The 16,124-nt window shown below is 61.2% G+C and carries 13 protein-coding genes; 3 read left to right on the top strand and 10 right to left on the bottom strand.

What is annotated here, in order from left to right:
* Positions 1 to 161: 161 nt before the first annotated feature.
* The 3 genes from CAF76_RS11135 to CAF76_RS11145 are packed head-to-tail and all read left to right on the top strand — an operon-like array spanning position 162 to position 1,778.
* Complete coding sequence (locus CAF76_RS11135; RefSeq protein ID WP_011335719.1) at positions 162 to 830, top strand: class I SAM-dependent methyltransferase; 669 nt, start codon at positions 162 to 164, stop codon at positions 828 to 830.
* A 4-nt stretch (positions 831 to 834) separates the two neighbouring features.
* On the top strand, positions 835 to 1,548 hold the full coding sequence (locus tag CAF76_RS11140) for a lipopolysaccharide kinase InaA family protein (protein WP_064599119.1): 714 nt from the start codon (positions 835 to 837) through the stop codon (positions 1,546 to 1,548).
* A gap of 2 nt (positions 1,549 to 1,550) precedes the next feature.
* Positions 1,551 to 1,778 carry a hypothetical protein gene (locus CAF76_RS11145; protein WP_085647260.1) on the top strand — a complete coding sequence of 76 codons (228 nt, stop codon included), beginning with the start codon at positions 1,551 to 1,553 and terminating at the stop codon, positions 1,776 to 1,778.
* A 64-nt stretch (positions 1,779 to 1,842) separates the two neighbouring features.
* Here CAF76_RS11145 and CAF76_RS11150 read toward each other — a convergent pair whose 3' ends face one another.
* The 10 genes from CAF76_RS11150 to CAF76_RS11195 form a co-directional block, all read right to left on the bottom strand.
* Positions 1,843 to 4,872, bottom strand: coding sequence for a multidrug efflux RND transporter permease subunit (locus CAF76_RS11150; protein ID WP_085647261.1), 3,030 nt, complete (start codon positions 4,870 to 4,872; stop codon positions 1,843 to 1,845).
* A gap of 13 nt (positions 4,873 to 4,885) precedes the next feature.
* Positions 4,886 to 6,034 (bottom strand): efflux RND transporter periplasmic adaptor subunit, encoded by a 1,149-nt coding sequence (locus CAF76_RS11155; protein ID WP_085647262.1) that lies wholly within the window; start codon positions 6,032 to 6,034, stop codon positions 4,886 to 4,888.
* A 146-nt stretch (positions 6,035 to 6,180) separates the two neighbouring features.
* Positions 6,181 to 7,281 (bottom strand): DUF1513 domain-containing protein, encoded by a 1,101-nt coding sequence (locus tag CAF76_RS11160; protein ID WP_085647263.1) that lies wholly within the window; start codon positions 7,279 to 7,281, stop codon positions 6,181 to 6,183.
* 14 nt (positions 7,282 to 7,295) lie between these two features.
* On the bottom strand, positions 7,296 to 8,360 hold the full coding sequence (locus CAF76_RS11165) for an imelysin family protein (protein ID WP_085647264.1): 1,065 nt from the start codon (positions 8,358 to 8,360) through the stop codon (positions 7,296 to 7,298).
* Between the two features lie 26 nt (positions 8,361 to 8,386).
* Positions 8,387 to 9,814 carry a di-heme oxidoredictase family protein gene (locus CAF76_RS11170; protein ID WP_085647265.1) on the bottom strand — a complete coding sequence of 476 codons (1,428 nt, stop codon included), beginning with the start codon at positions 9,812 to 9,814 and terminating at the stop codon, positions 8,387 to 8,389.
* 277 nt (positions 9,815 to 10,091) lie between these two features.
* Positions 10,092 to 11,438 carry an imelysin family protein gene (locus CAF76_RS11175; protein WP_039765888.1) on the bottom strand — a complete coding sequence of 449 codons (1,347 nt, stop codon included), beginning with the start codon at positions 11,436 to 11,438 and terminating at the stop codon, positions 10,092 to 10,094.
* Between the two features lie 195 nt (positions 11,439 to 11,633).
* On the bottom strand, positions 11,634 to 13,685 hold the full coding sequence (locus CAF76_RS11180) for a bifunctional diguanylate cyclase/phosphodiesterase (protein ID WP_039765890.1): 2,052 nt from the start codon (positions 13,683 to 13,685) through the stop codon (positions 11,634 to 11,636).
* Positions 13,686 to 14,039: 354 nt separating this feature from the next.
* The gene (locus CAF76_RS11185; RefSeq protein WP_003227660.1) at positions 14,040 to 14,636 is read right to left on the bottom strand and encodes a superoxide dismutase; all 597 of its coding nucleotides are present in this window, start codon (positions 14,634 to 14,636) and stop codon (positions 14,040 to 14,042) included.
* A 439-nt stretch (positions 14,637 to 15,075) separates the two neighbouring features.
* Positions 15,076 to 15,678 carry a LysE/ArgO family amino acid transporter gene (locus tag CAF76_RS11190; protein ID WP_007953256.1) on the bottom strand — a complete coding sequence of 201 codons (603 nt, stop codon included), beginning with the start codon at positions 15,676 to 15,678 and terminating at the stop codon, positions 15,076 to 15,078.
* Between the two features lie 5 nt (positions 15,679 to 15,683).
* On the bottom strand, positions 15,684 to 16,085 hold the full coding sequence (locus tag CAF76_RS11195) for an ACT domain-containing protein (RefSeq protein WP_085610849.1): 402 nt from the start codon (positions 16,083 to 16,085) through the stop codon (positions 15,684 to 15,686).
* Positions 16,086 to 16,124 lie beyond the last annotated feature (39 nt).

Raw genomic sequence — 16,124 nt, forward strand, 5'->3', positions numbered from 1 at the left:
AGCGGTGCATCTGACACGAGAGTGCCTCCAACCTGTCTAAATCCTGTATAACCTTGAAATAGTTTGCCGGTTTACATGACGTTTTTTTCACAAAGGGATGACCTGACGCTGACACGCCGCTGCTTAAGGTGACGTCATCAGTAATTTCAGGAGTCCTGGTGATGGCCGGCCCGATCAAGCTCGATTTTTCCGAAAAATACGACGACAACCATGCGCAGAAGTACCTGCGTAAACATCAGGACGGTCTGGGGCGTCGTTTGTCCAATTGGCGAGATCAGCAGTTGGCCCGCAAGGCGTTGACCCTTGTTGGCGAGCCGGGCCTGGTGCTGGACCTGCCATGCGGTGCTGGACGTTTCTGGCCACTGCTGGCGGAAAAACCCAATCGGGTGATCATCGGGGCGGACAACTCCGAGTCGATGATCAAGACCGCCATGCAGGCACAACCGGCGGATGTGGTGAAACGGGTACAACCCTTGCACACATCTGCGTTCGACATTGCCTTGCCTGATAACGCCGTCGACAGCATTTTTTGCATGCGACTGCTGCATCACATCGGCGAAGCCGAGCACCGCCGGGCGATTCTGCGCGAGTTCGAGCGTGTCACCCGGGACAGCGTAATCATTTCGCTGTGGGTGGACGGCAATTTCAAGGCCTGGAAACGCAAGCGCGCCGAGCGCAAGCGTGGGCAGGAAGGTTACCAGAATCGATTTGTGTTACCGGCCGCAACGGTTGAAAAGGAATTCGAAGAAGCAGGATTCCGGATCCAGGAACAACTGGACTTTATTCCGCTCTATGCCATGTGGCGAGTCTACGTATTACGCAAGAGGTAAGAGGATGGCAGTGCAATTTGCAGCAGAAGCGGAAGTCGCTCCCGAGGATCGCTTCGACTACTACTGGAACCAGCGCGGTGAGTGGGTGGAAGAACCCAATGTGCGTCGTGGTGGCGAAAGTGGTGTGCAGCGGGTGGTGGGGCGCGATGGTCAACTGCTGTATGCCAAGCGCCAGACCGGACATATCTATCGCAGCTGGCGGCACCCGTTCGGGCGGCCTACCGTGTTGCGTGAACTGGATGCGCTGACCGGGGTTTCCCGTCTCGGGGTTCGTGTTCCTGAAATCGTGTTCTGTGGTGCGCAGCCCGATCCGAAATTCAATTGGCGCGCGCTGTTGGTGACCAAATCCCTCGACGGTTTTCAGGAGTTTGAGCAATGGAAGGCCGCCGGCGGTCGTGAGCAATATGGCGAAGCCGTCTATGAACGCGTGCTCAAGGACCTCGCCGAAAACCTGGCGCGCATGCACAAGGGCCGTTGGCAGCACAGCTGCATCTACATCAAGCACGTGTTCGTGCGGGTGACGGGCGCAGGTGAATCGGCCAAGGTCGAAGTCGCTCTGATCGATCTGGAAAAATGCCGTCAGCGTCTGACCGCTCATCGCGCGGCCGCCCATGACATGAAGCAACTGCGCCGCCACTCGTCGTTCAGCGCTACGGACTGGAAAAAACTCGTCTACTTTTATGAGACGGCGTTTGGCAGCGCTATCAAAGGTTTATAGCGATGAAACTAGAAATTGCACGAGGTTTGTTTCTGGTAGGAGCCTTGGCAGTTGCATCATTGGCGGTGGCGGCCTGGGAACAGCCACGCATGCAGGTCATTGGCGCATCGGCCAGTGATCCGCATTGCCCGATGCCACGGGTGGCGAAAGCCGCCGTGACCACACAACCCGATCATGATCTATTGCTGTTCATGTTCGGACTTTCTCAAGGGATGAGGCCGCAGAGTTGAATCGATTGAAATCTCTTTCTACAAGAGCCAAAGGCCTCGCTGATGCGAGGCCTTTTTTATTGCGTCATGGTTTGGGATCGGGTTTCGCCAGCACGGTGTAAACGCACGGCAGGACAAACAGCGTAAACAGCGTCCCGATCGACATCCCTGTGGCAATCACCGTCCCGATGTCGAAGCGGCTGACCGCACCGGCGCCGGTGGCCACGATCAGCGGCACCATGCCGAACACCATCGCCGCCGTGGTCATCAGCACCGGGCGCAGACGAATAGCCGCTGCTTCCTCCACCGCCTCGCGGGGTGTCAGGCCCTTCTCCTTGCGTAACTGGTTGGCGAACTCGACGATCAGGATCCCGTGCTTGCTGATCAGCCCGATCAGCGTCACCAGCCCGACCTGGGTGTAGATGTTCATGCTCGACCAGCCGAGGAACAGCGGAATCAGCGCCCCGCAGATCGACAGCGGCACGGTCACCAGAATCACCAATGGATCGCGGAAGCTTTCGAACTGCGCCGCCAGCACCAGGAAAATGATCGCCAGCGCCAGGGCGAACGTCACCCACAGCGCGCTGCCTTCCTGGACGAACTGCCGGGAGGCGCCGCCGTAATCGAAGGCAAAACCGGCCGGGGCTTCTTCCCGGGCGATCTGCAACACGCTGTCGATGGCTTCGCCCATGCTCACCAGCGGGAACCCGGACAGCTTGGCCGCGTTGAGTTGCTGGAACTGGTTGAGCTGTCGCGGTCGCGCGCGGTCAGTGACGGTGATCAGGGTCGACAGCGGCAGCAGTTCGCCCTGGGTGTTTTTCACGTAGTAATTGTTCAGCCAGTCCGGGTTATCGCGGTAGGCCCGTTCGACCTGGGCGATGACCTTGTAGCTGCGGCCTTCGATGGTGAACCGGTTGATTTCCGCCTCGCCCAGCAAGGTCGCGAGGGTGCCGCCCAGATCCTGCATCGACACGCCCATCTGCGCAGCCTTCGCGCGATCGATGTCGACCACCACTTCGGGTTTGTCGAAGGCGAGGTCAAGGTCGACGAAGGCGAACTTGCCAGACTCCGTGGCGCGCTTCTTGATCCGGTCGGCCACTTGCAGCAACAGCTCGTAGTCGTTGGCGGTGTTGATCACGAATTCGAACGGCAGACCTTCACCGGTACCGGGGAGGGACGGCAGGTTGAAACCGAAGATCTGCAGGCCCGGAATGCCCTCGAGTCTGCCCTGCACCTCGGGGAGGATTTCCATTTGCGTGCGGCTGCGCTCGTTCCAGGGCTTGAGCAGGAAGCCGCCGATGCCGCTCTGCACGCCGTTATAGCCGTTGATCTGGAACGATGAGTAGTACTCCGGGAACTCCTTGAAGATCTTGATGAACTCGTCGGTGTAGGTGTTCAGGTAATCGAGGTTGGTCGGCTGCGGGGCGTTGGCCATCATGAAAATGATGCCCTGGTCCTCGTCCGGCGCCAGTTCCGACTTGGTGAACTTGAGCAGCACCGGAATCAGGCACAGCACGATCACCGCAAACACCAGTACCACCGGCCGGGTATTGAGCGTGCCGTGCAGCATGCTCTGATAGCGCCGCTTGAGGCTGTCGAAAATCCGGTCCAGTCGATGAGCCAGGCCCGTGGGGTTTTCATCGTGGCGCAGCAGCATGGCGCACATCATCGGTGACAGGGTCAGCGCGACGACGCCGGAGATCACCACCGCCCCGGCCAGGGTCAACGCAAACTCCTTGAACAGCGCCCCGGTCAGCCCGGTCAGGAAGCCGATTGGTGCGTACACCGCCGCGAGGGTGATGGTCATCGACACCACCGGCATGGCGATTTCCCGGGCGCCTTCAAGCGCGGCGTCCAGCGGTGTCTTGCCTTCCTCGATGTGCCGGTGGATGTTTTCCACCACCACAATCGCGTCGTCCACCACCAGCCCGATGGCCAGCACCATTGCCAGCAGGGTCAGCAGGTTGATCGAGTAGCCCATCATCTGCATGAAGAACATCACGCCGATCATCGATAGCGGAATGGTCACCACCGGAATCACTACCGAACGCAGGGCACCGAGGAACAGGAACACCACCACGATCACGATCAGCACCGCCTCGAACAGGGTTTTCACCACTTCGTCGATGGACGCCTGGATGAACAGCGTGGCGTCGTAGGCGATTTCGCTCTTGAGATTGGGCGGCAGCTGGGCTTCCAGCTCCGGCATGATCTTGCGTACTTCCTTGATCACTTCCAGCGGGTTGGCCCCGGGCGTGGCCTTGATCCCGATGTATACCGAGGGCGTACCGCCGAATGAACTGATCGAGTTGTAGTTCTCCGCGCCCATCTCGACCCGCGCCACATCGCTGAGCAGCACCCGGCTGTCGCCGCTGACCTTGAGCGGAATCTTGCCGAAGGCTTCGGCGGACTTCAGTTCGGTGTTGGCGTTGATGCTGGTGACCACGTACTCGCCTTTCACTTCGCCGGCGGCGGAGAGGAAGTTGTACTGGCGCACCGCATTGGTCACGTCGCTGGCACTGAGGCCGAAGCCGGCGAGTTTCACCGGGTCAATCCACAGGCGCATGGCGAACACCTGGTTGCCGAGAATCTCCGCTTCGGCCATGCCCGGCAGGGTCGCCAGTTTCGGCTGGATCACCCGCGACAGGTAGTCGGTGATCTGCGGGTTGTTCAGCTCCTTGCTGAAGAAGCTGATGTACATCAGTGCCGAGGCGTCGGCGGCTTCCTTGCTCAGCACCGGATCTTCGGCGTCCTGGGGCAGTTTGTTCTTCACCTCGTTGGCCTTGGCCAGCAATTCGGTGAACAAACGGTCGCTGTTGGAGCCGATGCGTGCGTAGATCGAAATCACCGAGAAGTTCTGGCGACTGACCGAGGTCATGTAGTCGATGCCTTCGGCGCTGGCCAGGCTCTGTTGCATCGGCTGGGTGATGTAGCCTTGGATGGTTTCGGCGTTGGCTCCGGGGTACGCGGTGGTCACCGTGATCAGGGCGTTTTCCATTTGTGGGTACTGGCGCAGCGGCAGTTTGCTCCAGGCCTGGAAGCCCAGCAGCACAATCAGCAGGCTGACCACGGTGGCGAGCACCGGGCGGCGGATGAACGGATCAGTAAAAGCCATGGGGTTTCCTTGATCAGTCGGCGCGGGGCGGACTGTTCTGCTCGCCGAGGGTCTTGTCATCGCTGATGGCAATGTGGGCGCCGTTGTCCAGTTTGATCTGGCCGGCCGTCACCACCTGTTCGCCACTCTGCACGCCCTTGTTGATCATCACCTGGCCATCGCGGCGTTCGCCGGTCTCGACGAACCTGCGCTCGGCGATCAGCACGGGTTGGCCCTTGTCGTCTTTCTCGACGGTGCCGTCTTCGGCTTTCTTCTGGGTGACCACGTACGTCGAGTTGCCGTAGAGGGTGTAGGTAATCGCGCTTTCCGGGACCACGATGTGTTTCTGCGGATCCGGCAGCAGCACCTCGATGCTGGTGAACATGCCAGGTAGCAACTTGCCGTCGGGGTTGGCCAGGGTGGCGCGCACCAGAATGTTACGGGTGGTGCTTTCGACGATCGGGTTGATGGCGCTGATGGCGCCGGTGAAGTGCTGGCCGGGATACGCCGCGACCGTAATCTGCACCGGCTGACCGAGGGCCAGTTTCGGCACCGACTGTTCGGGCACGTAGAAGTCGGCGTAGAGGCTGCTCAGATCCTGCAGGGTGGCGATCTTGGTGCCGCTGGCGAGGTAGTCGCCGATGTCGACGAGGCGGATGCCGATGGTGCCGCTGAAGGGCGCGACGATGCGTTTTTTCGCCAGTGCCGCATTGAGCTGATTGACCGTGGCCTTGTTCTTTTGCAACTGCGCCGAGAGCCGGTCGAATTCGCCTTTGGAGATGGCGCTGCTGCCGACGAGCTGGCTGCCGCGACCGTAATCCAGCTGCGCGAGGCCGAGGTCGGCCTTGGCGGTTTCGAGGAAGGCGGCTTCGACGGCGCTGTCCAGTTGCAGCAACGGCTGGCCGGCCTTGACCTTCTGCCCCGATTCGAACTTCAGCTCGGTGACGGTGCCGGCGTTCTCCAGACTCAGGTCGACGCCTTGCAAGGCCTTCAGCGTGCCGACAGTGGGCAGACGCATCTGCCACGGGCGCTCGACGGCCGTGGCCACGGCGACGCTGATCGGCGGCTTCGGTTTGGAAAAGCCCTGGATCATCGTATAGATCGAGAAGGCTTTGTAACCGGCGAGAAGCAGAACGATCAGCAGTACAACACCTAACATGATCAGCATGCGGCGACGCAGCATATTTCCAGTTCCTTGGAGAAAATCAGGCGAGACAGGCGGGCACATTACCCCGAGTCCGGCAGGGATTCCAACTGCCAGTTTTACCGGGTGTAAGGGAGGACGGTGGAGAAAAGCGGGGCCGCCGACCGAACGGTCGGCGGCGAATTTCAGGCCATCAGATGAAGATGGTTGTCCCAGAGCCCTGCGGGCAAATCCAGCGGTTTGGCCAGCAGATCGTCCTGACGGCAATCGTAGTAGCGGCAACGTCCCTGACCGGAGGTCACGACAAACCCGTCCTTCACCGCACCGACACCGGCGCAGTCGGGTAATGGCGCGTCGAGGCGCACTTCGCCGCTGTCCAGGTCCCAGATGAAGAAACGGTTGCCACGCGGTGCGGTCAGTGCCACCAGCCGCAGGTCGCTGTGCACGGCGACGCTGGCGGTGTAATGCCCCATCGACTGCAACTGATGCTCCGGCACCGGGAACGCCACGAATGGCTGGCCGGGACGTTTGATCGCCAGCAGCTCCGAACGCTCGTGGGAAGGCCCCATGAATTGCTGGCCGGCAACGATGGTGCCATCGCTGGCAATCCCCAGGTGGCGCACGCTGTTCATCTGCTGGGCGAGGGTTTCCTTGCTCAGCAGGGTGCCGTCCCGTTGCATCAGCACCAGGCTCGGCTCCATGGCGTCGAGGTTCATGTCGACCCGGCTTTCGGCCTCGGTGCGGATCCCGCCATTGGCCACCACCAGGGTTTCACCGTCGGGCATCCACGACACCTGATGCGGGCCGAGACCGTGGGTGGAAAGCTCGCCGCTGTGCACCAGCCGTTCGCCTTCGAATTTGTACACCCCGAGCAGGCCACGGCCCGGATCGGTGGTGTCGTTTTCGGTGGCGTACAGGTAGTCACCGCTGTGGTGGATCACCGCGTGGCCGTAGAAATGCCGGTTCGGCTGCGAGGTCACGGTTTGCAGCAATGCACCGTTGCGCAGGTCGATCAGGTAGCTCTCGGTGCCCGGCCGGCGGGCGACGAACAGCGCGATCGACAGCGTCGGGTGATTGATGATGTCGTGGCAACGCTGGCCGACTTCGGTGGCGAACACCTGGGTGCCGTCCAGTCGATAACCGACGGCGTAATGCTTGCCGTCGGTGTCGTCCCGCGCCGACAACAGCAGCGGGCTTTGGTCCTTGCGTTTGAACAGCGTCCAGCCGCCCAGTGTCACTGCTCCCAGCAGCAAACTACCTAAAGTCAGAGCCTGGCGTCGCAGCATGGCACGTGCCCTCATCAGTCACCGTCGTTGGCGTTGAAGCCCAGTTGGATGCCCAGCGCCTTGGCCAGCTCGCCTTCGTGCAGGCGGTGGACGACGTTGAGGCTGTCGTAGATATCGTTGAGCTGCTGGCGACCGGCGTCATCGTTGAGCATTTCGGTCAGCGAGCGCTGAGTGCTGCCGAACAGTTTGAGCGACGCCGCGTAGGCTGCATCGATCTTGTCCGCCAACGGTTTCTGCTCCGCCGGCAGCAGGCCGCGCAGGCCTTTGTTGTCGACGCCTTCCCAGACGGTTTTGGCCGCTGCGAGGCTGGCTTCCAGCGCCTCCATGGACGACTGGCTGCGCCATGCATCGGCCTGGAACGGCTGAGGCACGCCCTTGCTCTGGCGGCCCATCGGCGTGCCGAGTTTTTTCTTCAGGGTGTCGAGGGCGGTGACCTGAACCCGCAGCAGATCGGCGATCGCTTCGTGGGAGTCGGCGTAGCGCTGGTTCGGGAACTTGCTCATCTGCGCGAGCATGCCGTCGGTGTTGTTCCAGCTGCTGAGGATCTCTTCGGCCAGTTGTTTCTGACGCTCGCCGATGGCCACCAGCAGTGGGCAGTATTTGGCTTTCTGCGCGACGTTGGCGACGTCAGGCTTGGCGTCGAACAGGATGTACTCGTAAGCGGACAGGCCTTGCACCACAACGCTGGACTTGGCCAGTGCGGCGGCGTCGATCTGCGGCTGCGCGGTGACCAGTTGCTCGACCTGACGGCCGACCAGGTTTTTCTTGTCCGGCCAGAATTGCACCTGCCACGAGCGGTTGCCCTCGGCCAGCGGGCCGATCAGCAGCGGTTGCAACTCGGCCCAGGCTTTCTGCGCATGCAGGAAGTCGGCACGGGCGGTGTCCAGCGACTCTTTGCCCTGGCAGTAGGCGAGGGCGCTGACGGCCAGTTGCTTGTCGGCTTCGACCCAGCGGGTGTAGGTCGGCAGGATCACCGATTTGGCGATGGCCGCCGAGGTGACGGCTTGCGGATCCTGCGGCGAGCACGCGCCGAGGGCCAGTGCGGCAAGGCTGGTGAACAACAGCTTGGGACGGAACATGTCGGGCTCCCGATTCGTTCAAGTGTTTAAAGTGAGTTCAAGAACGCCAGCAGCGCGGCACGCTGCTCGGCGTTGAAAGACAAAACCTGTTGCTGCGCCGCTTTCGCTTCGCCGCCATGCCAGAGCACGGCTTCGAGCAGATTGCGGGCGCGGCCGTCATGCAGAAACTGGGTGTGGCCGCTGACCGTTTGCGTCAGGCCGATGCCCCACAGCGGCGGGGTGCGCCAGTCGCGGCCGGAGGCCTGGAATTCAGTACGGTTGTCCGCGAGGCCTTCGCCCATGTCGTGCAGCAGCAGATCGCTGTACGGGCGAATCACTTGATGGGCCAGTTCAGGTTCGGCGGCATTGGCGGCGGTGGTGTATTTCGGTGTGTGACAGGACTGGCAGCCTGCCTGGAAGAACAGGCTCTTGCCGGCCAGCACCTGCTCATCGTTGACGCCACGGCGGGCGGGAACGGCGAGGTTGCGGCTGTAGAACAGCACCAGACGCAGGATGTTGTCGCTGACTTCCGGTTCGCCGTCCGGGCCGTTGCCGTTCGGCGCCTGTTTGCAGGCGGTTTGCGCGTCGGTGCAGTCATCAAACGGTCTCAGGCTGGTGGTCAGGCCCATATCACCCGAAAACGCGTGAACATTTTGTTGATTGAGGTTTGGTTGGCCGGCTTTCCAGCCAAATCGCCCCATGACAGTCTTTTGCTGCGCGTCATCCCAGACCCGGTTTGGCCGGCCGCTGATACCGTTGTTTTCTTTGGCCTGCGCGGCGGCGTTGGCGAGGATCGCTTCTTCCGGGATCGCTTCGAGCAGGCCCAGGCCGATCATCGGCGGCGCGACACGGGCCGAGAAACGTGTGTCCGGGTGCATCGGGCCATAGCCGAGCTGGGTGATCTGCAGGACCGGTTTGCGCAACTCGACTTCGGTGCCGTCCTTGAGGCGTACCGGCACCGGCGTGTAATCGACCCGCACCTTGCCCTCCGGCGCGACGCCCGGCACGGCCATGTCCTGGAACTGGCCGCCGTAGACTGGCTCGGGCACCACTCCGACCTGCTCGATCAATTTGGCGTACTGCGGCGCATCGGGAATCGACAGGCGTACCAGCATCGACACCGCGTTGGCCGCATCCGGCGTCGGCGGATGGCCGCGGCCGTCCTTGATGTGGCAGTTCTGGCAGGCGTTGGTGTTGAACAGCGGGCCGAGGCCATCGCGGGCGGTGGTGGTCGACGGCGCGATCACCCACGGGCTGCGAAAGAAACTGTTGCCGACGCTGAAGTCCACCCGGCGCGACGGCGGCAGATTGGCCGACGGCAGGGAAAACGCGTTCTGATCGCTCTTGCGCACGGTCGCCGCGCCGCCGGAACGGGCTTCACCCGGCTCGGCCTTGGTGAAACGCGGGGCGTCATCGCAAGCACTCAGGCCCAGGGCCAGAAACAGTGCGGACAAGCGAAGAGGCAGCGAGGGCATCAGACTTCCTGCAAGAGGGGCGAATTTAAAGGCGCAAAGTCTAACAGGGCGAGTGGGTTTGAATAAGAGGAATTATCGTTTGCTTGATTTGCGGCAATTGTGAAGGATCGCTGAAACCCTTGTGGGAGCTAGCCTGCTAGCGATTGTGGCATTCGCCTTTCTGAAAGTGCTGAAGCAGAAAATGCTTTCGCGAGCAGGCTCGCTCCCACGGGTTTTGTGTATGGCAGGAATAAAAAAGGCGACCCGAAGGTCGCCTTTTTTAACGCGGACGCTGTGATCAGAACTCGTGATCGGCGTTGTCCGGGTTCAGGTCGCTGATGCCCAGTTTGCCGGCAGCGGCTTCGATCGAACCGGTCTGTTTGACCAGCGAAGCGATGGCGTCGCGCACGATCTGGTTGCCGGCGGTGTTGCCGGCCGCGATCAACTGATCGTAGTGCTCACCCTTGTTGGCGTGATCGACCATGACCTGAATCTTGGCTTCGGTGGCAGCCAGATCGGCTTTCAGCGCGGTGTCGGCAGCCGGGTCGACCTTGGCCACCAGCGACGACAGGCTGGCGCCGGTCATTTTGGTGCCATCGACGCGGGTGTACTCGCCCAGATACACGTTACGAATGCCCTTGGCATCATAGAAGTGCGAGTTGTGGGTGTTGTCGCTGAAGCAATCCTGCTCGTCTTCCGGGGAGTTTGCTTCCAGGGACACCTTCATGCGCTCGCCGGCCAACTCGCCCAGGGACAGGCTGCCCATGCCGAACAGCATTTTGCGCAGGCCGCTTTCAGCCGGTTCGGCTTCCAGGGTGGCGCGGTAGTTGTCGGCCACGTTCGGCTTCCAGTTGCCGACCATTTCTTCCAGGTCGCTGACCAGCAGTTGGGTCACGGCTTTCAGATAGGCACGACGACGGTCGTTGTGACCGCCGGTGGCGCCTTTGCCTTCCAGGTAGTCCGACGGTGGACGGTTGCCGGCGCCAGGGCCGGTGCCGTTCAGGTCCTGGCCCCAGAGCAGGAATTCGATGGCGTGGTAGCCGGTGGCAACGTTGGCTTCGGAACCGCCCAGCTCGTTCAGGCTGGCGAGTTTTTCCGGGGTGATGTCCTTGACGTCGACCTTGTCTTCGCCGACCTGTACTTCGGTGTTGGCGATGATGTTGGCGGTGGCGCCCGGGTTGCCCAGTGCGTGTTCGTAGGATTTGTCGACGTAGTCGATCAGGCCTTCGTCCAGAGGCCAGGCGTTCACCTGACCTTCCCAGTCGTCGATGATGGTGTTGCCGAAGCGGAACACTTCGCTCTGCAGGTAAGGAACGCGGGCGGCGACCCAGGCAGCCTTGGCGGCTTTCAGGGTGTCGGCGTTCGGCTTGGCGAGGAACGCGTCGATGGCGGTTTGCAGGGTTTTCGCGGTGGATTCGGCATCGCTGTAAACGGCGAAGACCATGTCGGCATAGTGCGAGACAACGGCTTTGCCGGCGGCCTCGTCGACTTTACCGGCAGCAGCAGGCGCAGCCGGTGCAGCGGTGCTCGCAGCCGGAGTCGGCGCAGGAGCGGCGGCCTTTTCTTTGTCTTTACCTTCGCCGCAACCGGCGAGGGAAATAGCGATGGCCAGCAGACTGGCGGTAGCCAGAGGCATACGAATCATGGCGAACATCCTGCTTCGGTGATTGAGTGGACAGGCGCGGGGGTGCGCAAAACTGCGACATAATGCAAATCTTTCGCATTATGTGTAAAGGGTTGTAGCTGGAAATATTTCTTATTTGCGCGGGGTCTGCGCTGGATCAACAGCGAGGTTGATGCCCGGCAGAACCCGGGTTGCGTCGGGCCTGGCAGGCACGTTTCAGAGGATGGCCGCGTTGCTGCGCTGGGCCTGCTTGAGATAAATGCCCAACTCGCGCGCCGGCAGCGGTTTGCTGTAGTGGTAGCCCTGACCTTCGTGGCAGCCTTCGGAAATGATGTAGGTTTCCTGTTCGGCGGTTTCCACGCCCTCGGCGATCACCTGCATGCCCAGGCTCTTGCCCAGTTGGATGATGGCGCGAACGATGGTCGCATCATCGTCGTCATCCAGCAGGTCCTGGACGAAACTCTTGTCAATCTTGATCTTGTCCAGCGGCAGACTCTTGAGATAACTCAGCGAGGAATAGCCGGTGCCGAAGTCGTCGATAGCGATCAGTGCGCCGGAGCGGCGCAGGCTCAGCAAATGCTGGGCGGCGGTGCTGATGTCTTCCATCAGGCCGGTTTCGGTGACCTCCAGCTCCAGGCTGCGTGGCGGCAGGCGGTACATCTGCAACAGGTTGTTGACCACCCGTGGCAGCTCGGCGTGGTGCAGTTGCACGGTGGACAGGTTGACTGCCATGCGCAGGTCGACGAAGCCCTGATCGTGCCAGTCGCGCAGTTGCTTGCAGGCCTGATCCAGCACCCATTCGCCGATGGCGATGATGGTGCCGTTCTGTTCCGCCAGCGGGATGAACAGGTCCGGCGGCACCAGGCCGTGTTCCGGATGCTGCCAGCGGATCAATGCCTCGACCCCGACTACGCGATGATCGCGGTAGCTGATCTGCGGCTGATAGACGAGGTAGAACTGATCGCGCAGCAAGGCGTCGCGCAGGTCTTTTTCCAGTTCGCGGCGGCGGCGCATCTCGCTGTCGACGCTCGCGATGTAGAACTGATAGCGATTGCGCGAGCGGGTCTTGGCCAGGGTCATGGTCTGCTCGGCTTTCTGCAGCAGCTTCTCGGTGCTGTCGCCGTCTTCCGGGAACAAGGTGATGCCGATGGTCGCGCGCAGGCGGATTTCCTGATGATCAAGGGCGAACGGGGCTTCCAGGTCATCGAGGATGCTTTGCGCCAGCTCCGCCGCTTCGTAAGGCTGTTCGATATCGGCCTGCACCAGCGCGAACTGGTCGCCACCGAGACGGGCGAGGGCGCCGAGGCGACCGCTGTGGGCACGAAGCCGGTCAGCCAGGGCCAGCAGCAACTGGTCACCGGTCTGGTAGCTGAATTGTTCGTTGATACCTTTGAAATCGTCCAGACCTACGCAAAGGACGGCGACCCGCCGTTGCAGCTTGCCGGCATCCACCAGAATCTTGTCCAGCTGCTGCTGCAATTGCTGGCGATTCGGCAGGCCGGTGAGGAAATCGTATTGGGCCATGCGCAGCAGGCTGTTTTCCGCTTCGTGGCGCAGGTGGGTATTGCGTTCGATGGATTCGAGTAGCTGGTTGGCGGTATTGATCCAGATCCCCAGTTCGTTTTTTTCGTGACCCTTGAGCTGCGGGATCTTGTGTTCGCTGGGGCGGTCCGGGTTGATCTCGGTGAGGTGCTCGATGATCCGCGACAGCGGTTTGGTCAGCAGCCAGTGATAGACCAGATACAGCACCAGGCCCATGGCCAGGGCGCGCAACACGCCGGAAATGAAGATGATCACCGAACTGACAATGAAACCCTGACCGTAGGTGGCCGTGTCGAGGGTGATACTGAGGTCGCCGTAATATTCGCTGTAAGGCCCGCGCCCCACCAGTTGGGTGGTGAACGTGCGTTCCTGGCCGAGGATCAGGTCGGTCAGCCAGCGGCTGTTGGATTGCTGCAGCTCACGCGACTTTTGCGCGAGCATCGCTTCATTGGGATGGCCGATGGACGCCTGACGCACGGCGTCGTCCTGGAACAGGCCTTCGATCACCTGCATGCCCATCTCCCGGTCCAGGCTGTAGACCGCCTGGGTGGAGGGGTCGCGGAACATGTCGAGGATGCGTTCGGCATCGCCGGCGACGGCCTGGCGTGTTTTATAGGCATCGAACACGATCTGCGCGCAGCTCAAGACCACGCCGACGATCAATGCCGACAGGAGCACGACCCGGAGCAACTTCACCGACAAGCTGTTCTTGAGTTCCAGCTTCAAAGGGTTATTCCTTGTTCCGTGCGGGTAGCGTCAAGTTGCCATGAGTATTGGCAATCCCGTGTTGGCAGTCAAAGGGACAATCGAGCCGCGGAAAATTTGTCCGTGGCCTTGGCCGATATGCTGCTGTCTGGAGTATTTGCCCTGGTTGTACTGTGTCGGTAGTTTCGGTCTCCAACTTGAGGGACGTCGGACAATTTTTCCTCTTTTGATGTTAGTTCGCCGTGGCTTGGGAGCAAGGCGAGAAGGGCTGCTTCAGGTGTGGGAAAAAGCCTTGTTTGTGATGCAACGCACTCACGATTATTTCCGCAGGTATAAAAAAACCCGGCAAAGCCGGGTTTTTGTCTGGCGTGCAGCTTAAGCGGTGAAGGTCTTGCCTTCGAACTGCTCGGCCACGAACTTCCAGTTGACCAGGTTCCAGAACGCCTCGACGTACTTAGGACGCAGGTTACGGTAGTCGATGTAGTAAGCGTGTTCCCAGACGTCGCAGGTCAGCAGCGGGGTGTCGCCGCTGGTCAGCGGGTTGCCGGCGCCGATGGTGCTGGCCAGGGCCAGGGAACCGTCAGCCTTTTTCACCAGCCAGCCCCAGCCGGAACCGAAGGTGCCGATCGAGGTTTTGCTGAACTCTTCCTTGAACTTGTCGAACGAACCGAAAGCCGCGTTGATGGCTTCAGCCAGTGCGCCGGTTGGTTGACCGCCGGCGTTTGGCGCCAGGCAGTTCCAGTAGAAGGTGTGGTTCCAGACCTGAGCGGCGTTGTTGAAGATGCCGCCCGAGGAAGTCTTGACGATCTCTTCCAGGGTCTTGCCTTCGAACTCGGTGCCTGGCACCAGGTTGTTCAGGTTCACGACGTAGGTGTTGTGGTGCTTGTCGTGGTGGAATTCCAGGGTTTCCTTGGAAATGTGCGGCTGCAGGGCATCGTGTGCGTAAGGCAGCGGCGGCAATTCGAAAGCCATGATGATTCTCCTAATCAGGTCTGTTGCGGTGAGCGCAAGGCCGATCACGGGCGGCCAGAAATGCACCGGCGAGTTTTTACTCTTTGCGGCGCAGGGTTCGGATCATAGCACCGGGGGTGCGGCTTAACCACGCAACAACTGTGTGGGATAGAGGTTCAAGGGGATGCCCTCGTTAAATGACGGATCGCGTTGGAACTGTGATCGTGCCAAGCAAGGCGCGGGACGAAGAGGATGCTTTTTGCCTCTTCGAGTCCCGCAACGCCGCTTGGCACGATCACAGCTCCAACCCGAAGGGCCGGCCCCCCGTAAAGCGCAATCCGTCGTTGTTCGTCGCTCATTTGGACCACCAAACCGCGCTCCTCACGCCTAGTCTTGCGCTTTACGGGGGGCGGCGCGACCGTCATTTAGCGAGGGCATCCCCTTAGCCTTTTGGAATAATTCAGGAAGCCAATATCAATTGCCCTGCCACGGTGAACATCATCACCGCCACCAGCAGATCGAGAATCCGCCACGTACTCGGCCGTGCCAGCCACGGGGCGAGCCATGCCGCGCCGAACGCCAGGGTGAAGAACCACAGCAGCGAAGCGCTCGCCGCGCCCACGACATAGGCGCCGGGCACCGACTGTTGTGCGCCGAGAGAACCGATCAGCAAGACGGTGTCGAGATAGACGTGCGGGTTGAGCAGCGTCACCGCCAGTGCACTGAGCATCACCGCCCGCAGTGAGCGTACGGTCTGGTTTTCACCCTGTTGCAGGCTCTGTTTCGAAAATGCCCTGCGCAACGCCTGGCTGCCGTACCAGATCAGGAACACCGCGCCGCCCCAGCGGGCGACCGCCAGCAATGTCGGGTTCTGCGCCAGCACCGTGGCCAGGCCGAACACACCCGCCGCCACCAGCAACGCATCGCAGGCGACGCACAATGCAGCGACCGGCAGGTGATGTTCACGCCGCAGGCTCTGGGCCAGGACAAAGGCATTTTGCGTGCCGATCGCCATGATCAGCCCGAACGCCACCAGCAAACCGTTGGTATAGCTTTGCCACATGACGGTTACTCCGCGTTGGCTGCGAGATCGCGCAACACTTGCATGGCGCGTTCGGCGTCGGCCTGACCGACGAACAAATGGTCGTGGTAGTAGCCGGCAATCACGTTGCAGCTGATCCCGGCCTTGCCCAATGCGGTGGCGAACGCGGCGGTCAGGCCGACGGCTTCCAGCGCCGAATGCACGTTCAGCGTGATCCACGCCGCGACATAGTCGAAGCTGAACCCGGCGCGCTCGGCGTGGGAGCGTTCGAGAATCACCGTCAGGCCTTCCTGTTCACGGAAACTGCCTACGACTTCCAGGCCGCTCGGCAACTCGCCGTCGGACAAGGTGCAGAACACGAATTCGCCGGCATTGAGCTGCGGGCTCATGCTGCGCAGCAGGGTGGTCAACGAGGTTTCGCCAGCCATGGGGGTGATCCTTGATAAAGAGTGCTTGCTGGCTATTCT

The sequence above is a fragment of the Pseudomonas sp. B40(2017) genome, from assembly GCF_002112855.1.
In the GTDB taxonomy this organism is placed as follows: domain Bacteria; phylum Pseudomonadota; class Gammaproteobacteria; order Pseudomonadales; family Pseudomonadaceae; genus Aquipseudomonas; species Aquipseudomonas pharyngis.

Coding starts and splice junctions, on each gene's coding strand:
- CAF76_RS11135 (WP_011335719.1), top strand. CDS start 162: ATGGCCGGCCCGATCAAGCTCGATTTTTCCGAAAAATACGACGACAAC.
- CAF76_RS11140 (WP_064599119.1), top strand. CDS start 835: ATGGCAGTGCAATTTGCAGCAGAAGCGGAAGTCGCTCCCGAGGATCGC.
- CAF76_RS11145 (WP_085647260.1), top strand. CDS start 1,551: ATGAAACTAGAAATTGCACGAGGTTTGTTTCTGGTAGGAGCCTTGGCA.
- CAF76_RS11150 (WP_085647261.1), bottom strand. CDS start 4,872: ATGGCTTTTACTGATCCGTTCATCCGCCGCCCGGTGCTCGCCACCGTG.
- CAF76_RS11155 (WP_085647262.1), bottom strand. CDS start 6,034: ATGCTGCGTCGCCGCATGCTGATCATGTTAGGTGTTGTACTGCTGATC.
- CAF76_RS11160 (WP_085647263.1), bottom strand. CDS start 7,281: ATGCTGCGACGCCAGGCTCTGACTTTAGGTAGTTTGCTGCTGGGAGCA.
- CAF76_RS11165 (WP_085647264.1), bottom strand. CDS start 8,360: ATGTTCCGTCCCAAGCTGTTGTTCACCAGCCTTGCCGCACTGGCCCTC.
- CAF76_RS11170 (WP_085647265.1), bottom strand. CDS start 9,814: ATGCCCTCGCTGCCTCTTCGCTTGTCCGCACTGTTTCTGGCCCTGGGC.
- CAF76_RS11175 (WP_039765888.1), bottom strand. CDS start 11,438: ATGATTCGTATGCCTCTGGCTACCGCCAGTCTGCTGGCCATCGCTATT.
- CAF76_RS11185 (WP_003227660.1), bottom strand. CDS start 14,636: ATGGCTTTCGAATTGCCGCCGCTGCCTTACGCACACGATGCCCTGCAG.
- CAF76_RS11190 (WP_007953256.1), bottom strand. CDS start 15,678: ATGTGGCAAAGCTATACCAACGGTTTGCTGGTGGCGTTCGGGCTGATC.
- CAF76_RS11195 (WP_085610849.1), bottom strand. CDS start 16,085: ATGGCTGGCGAAACCTCGTTGACCACCCTGCTGCGCAGCATGAGCCCG.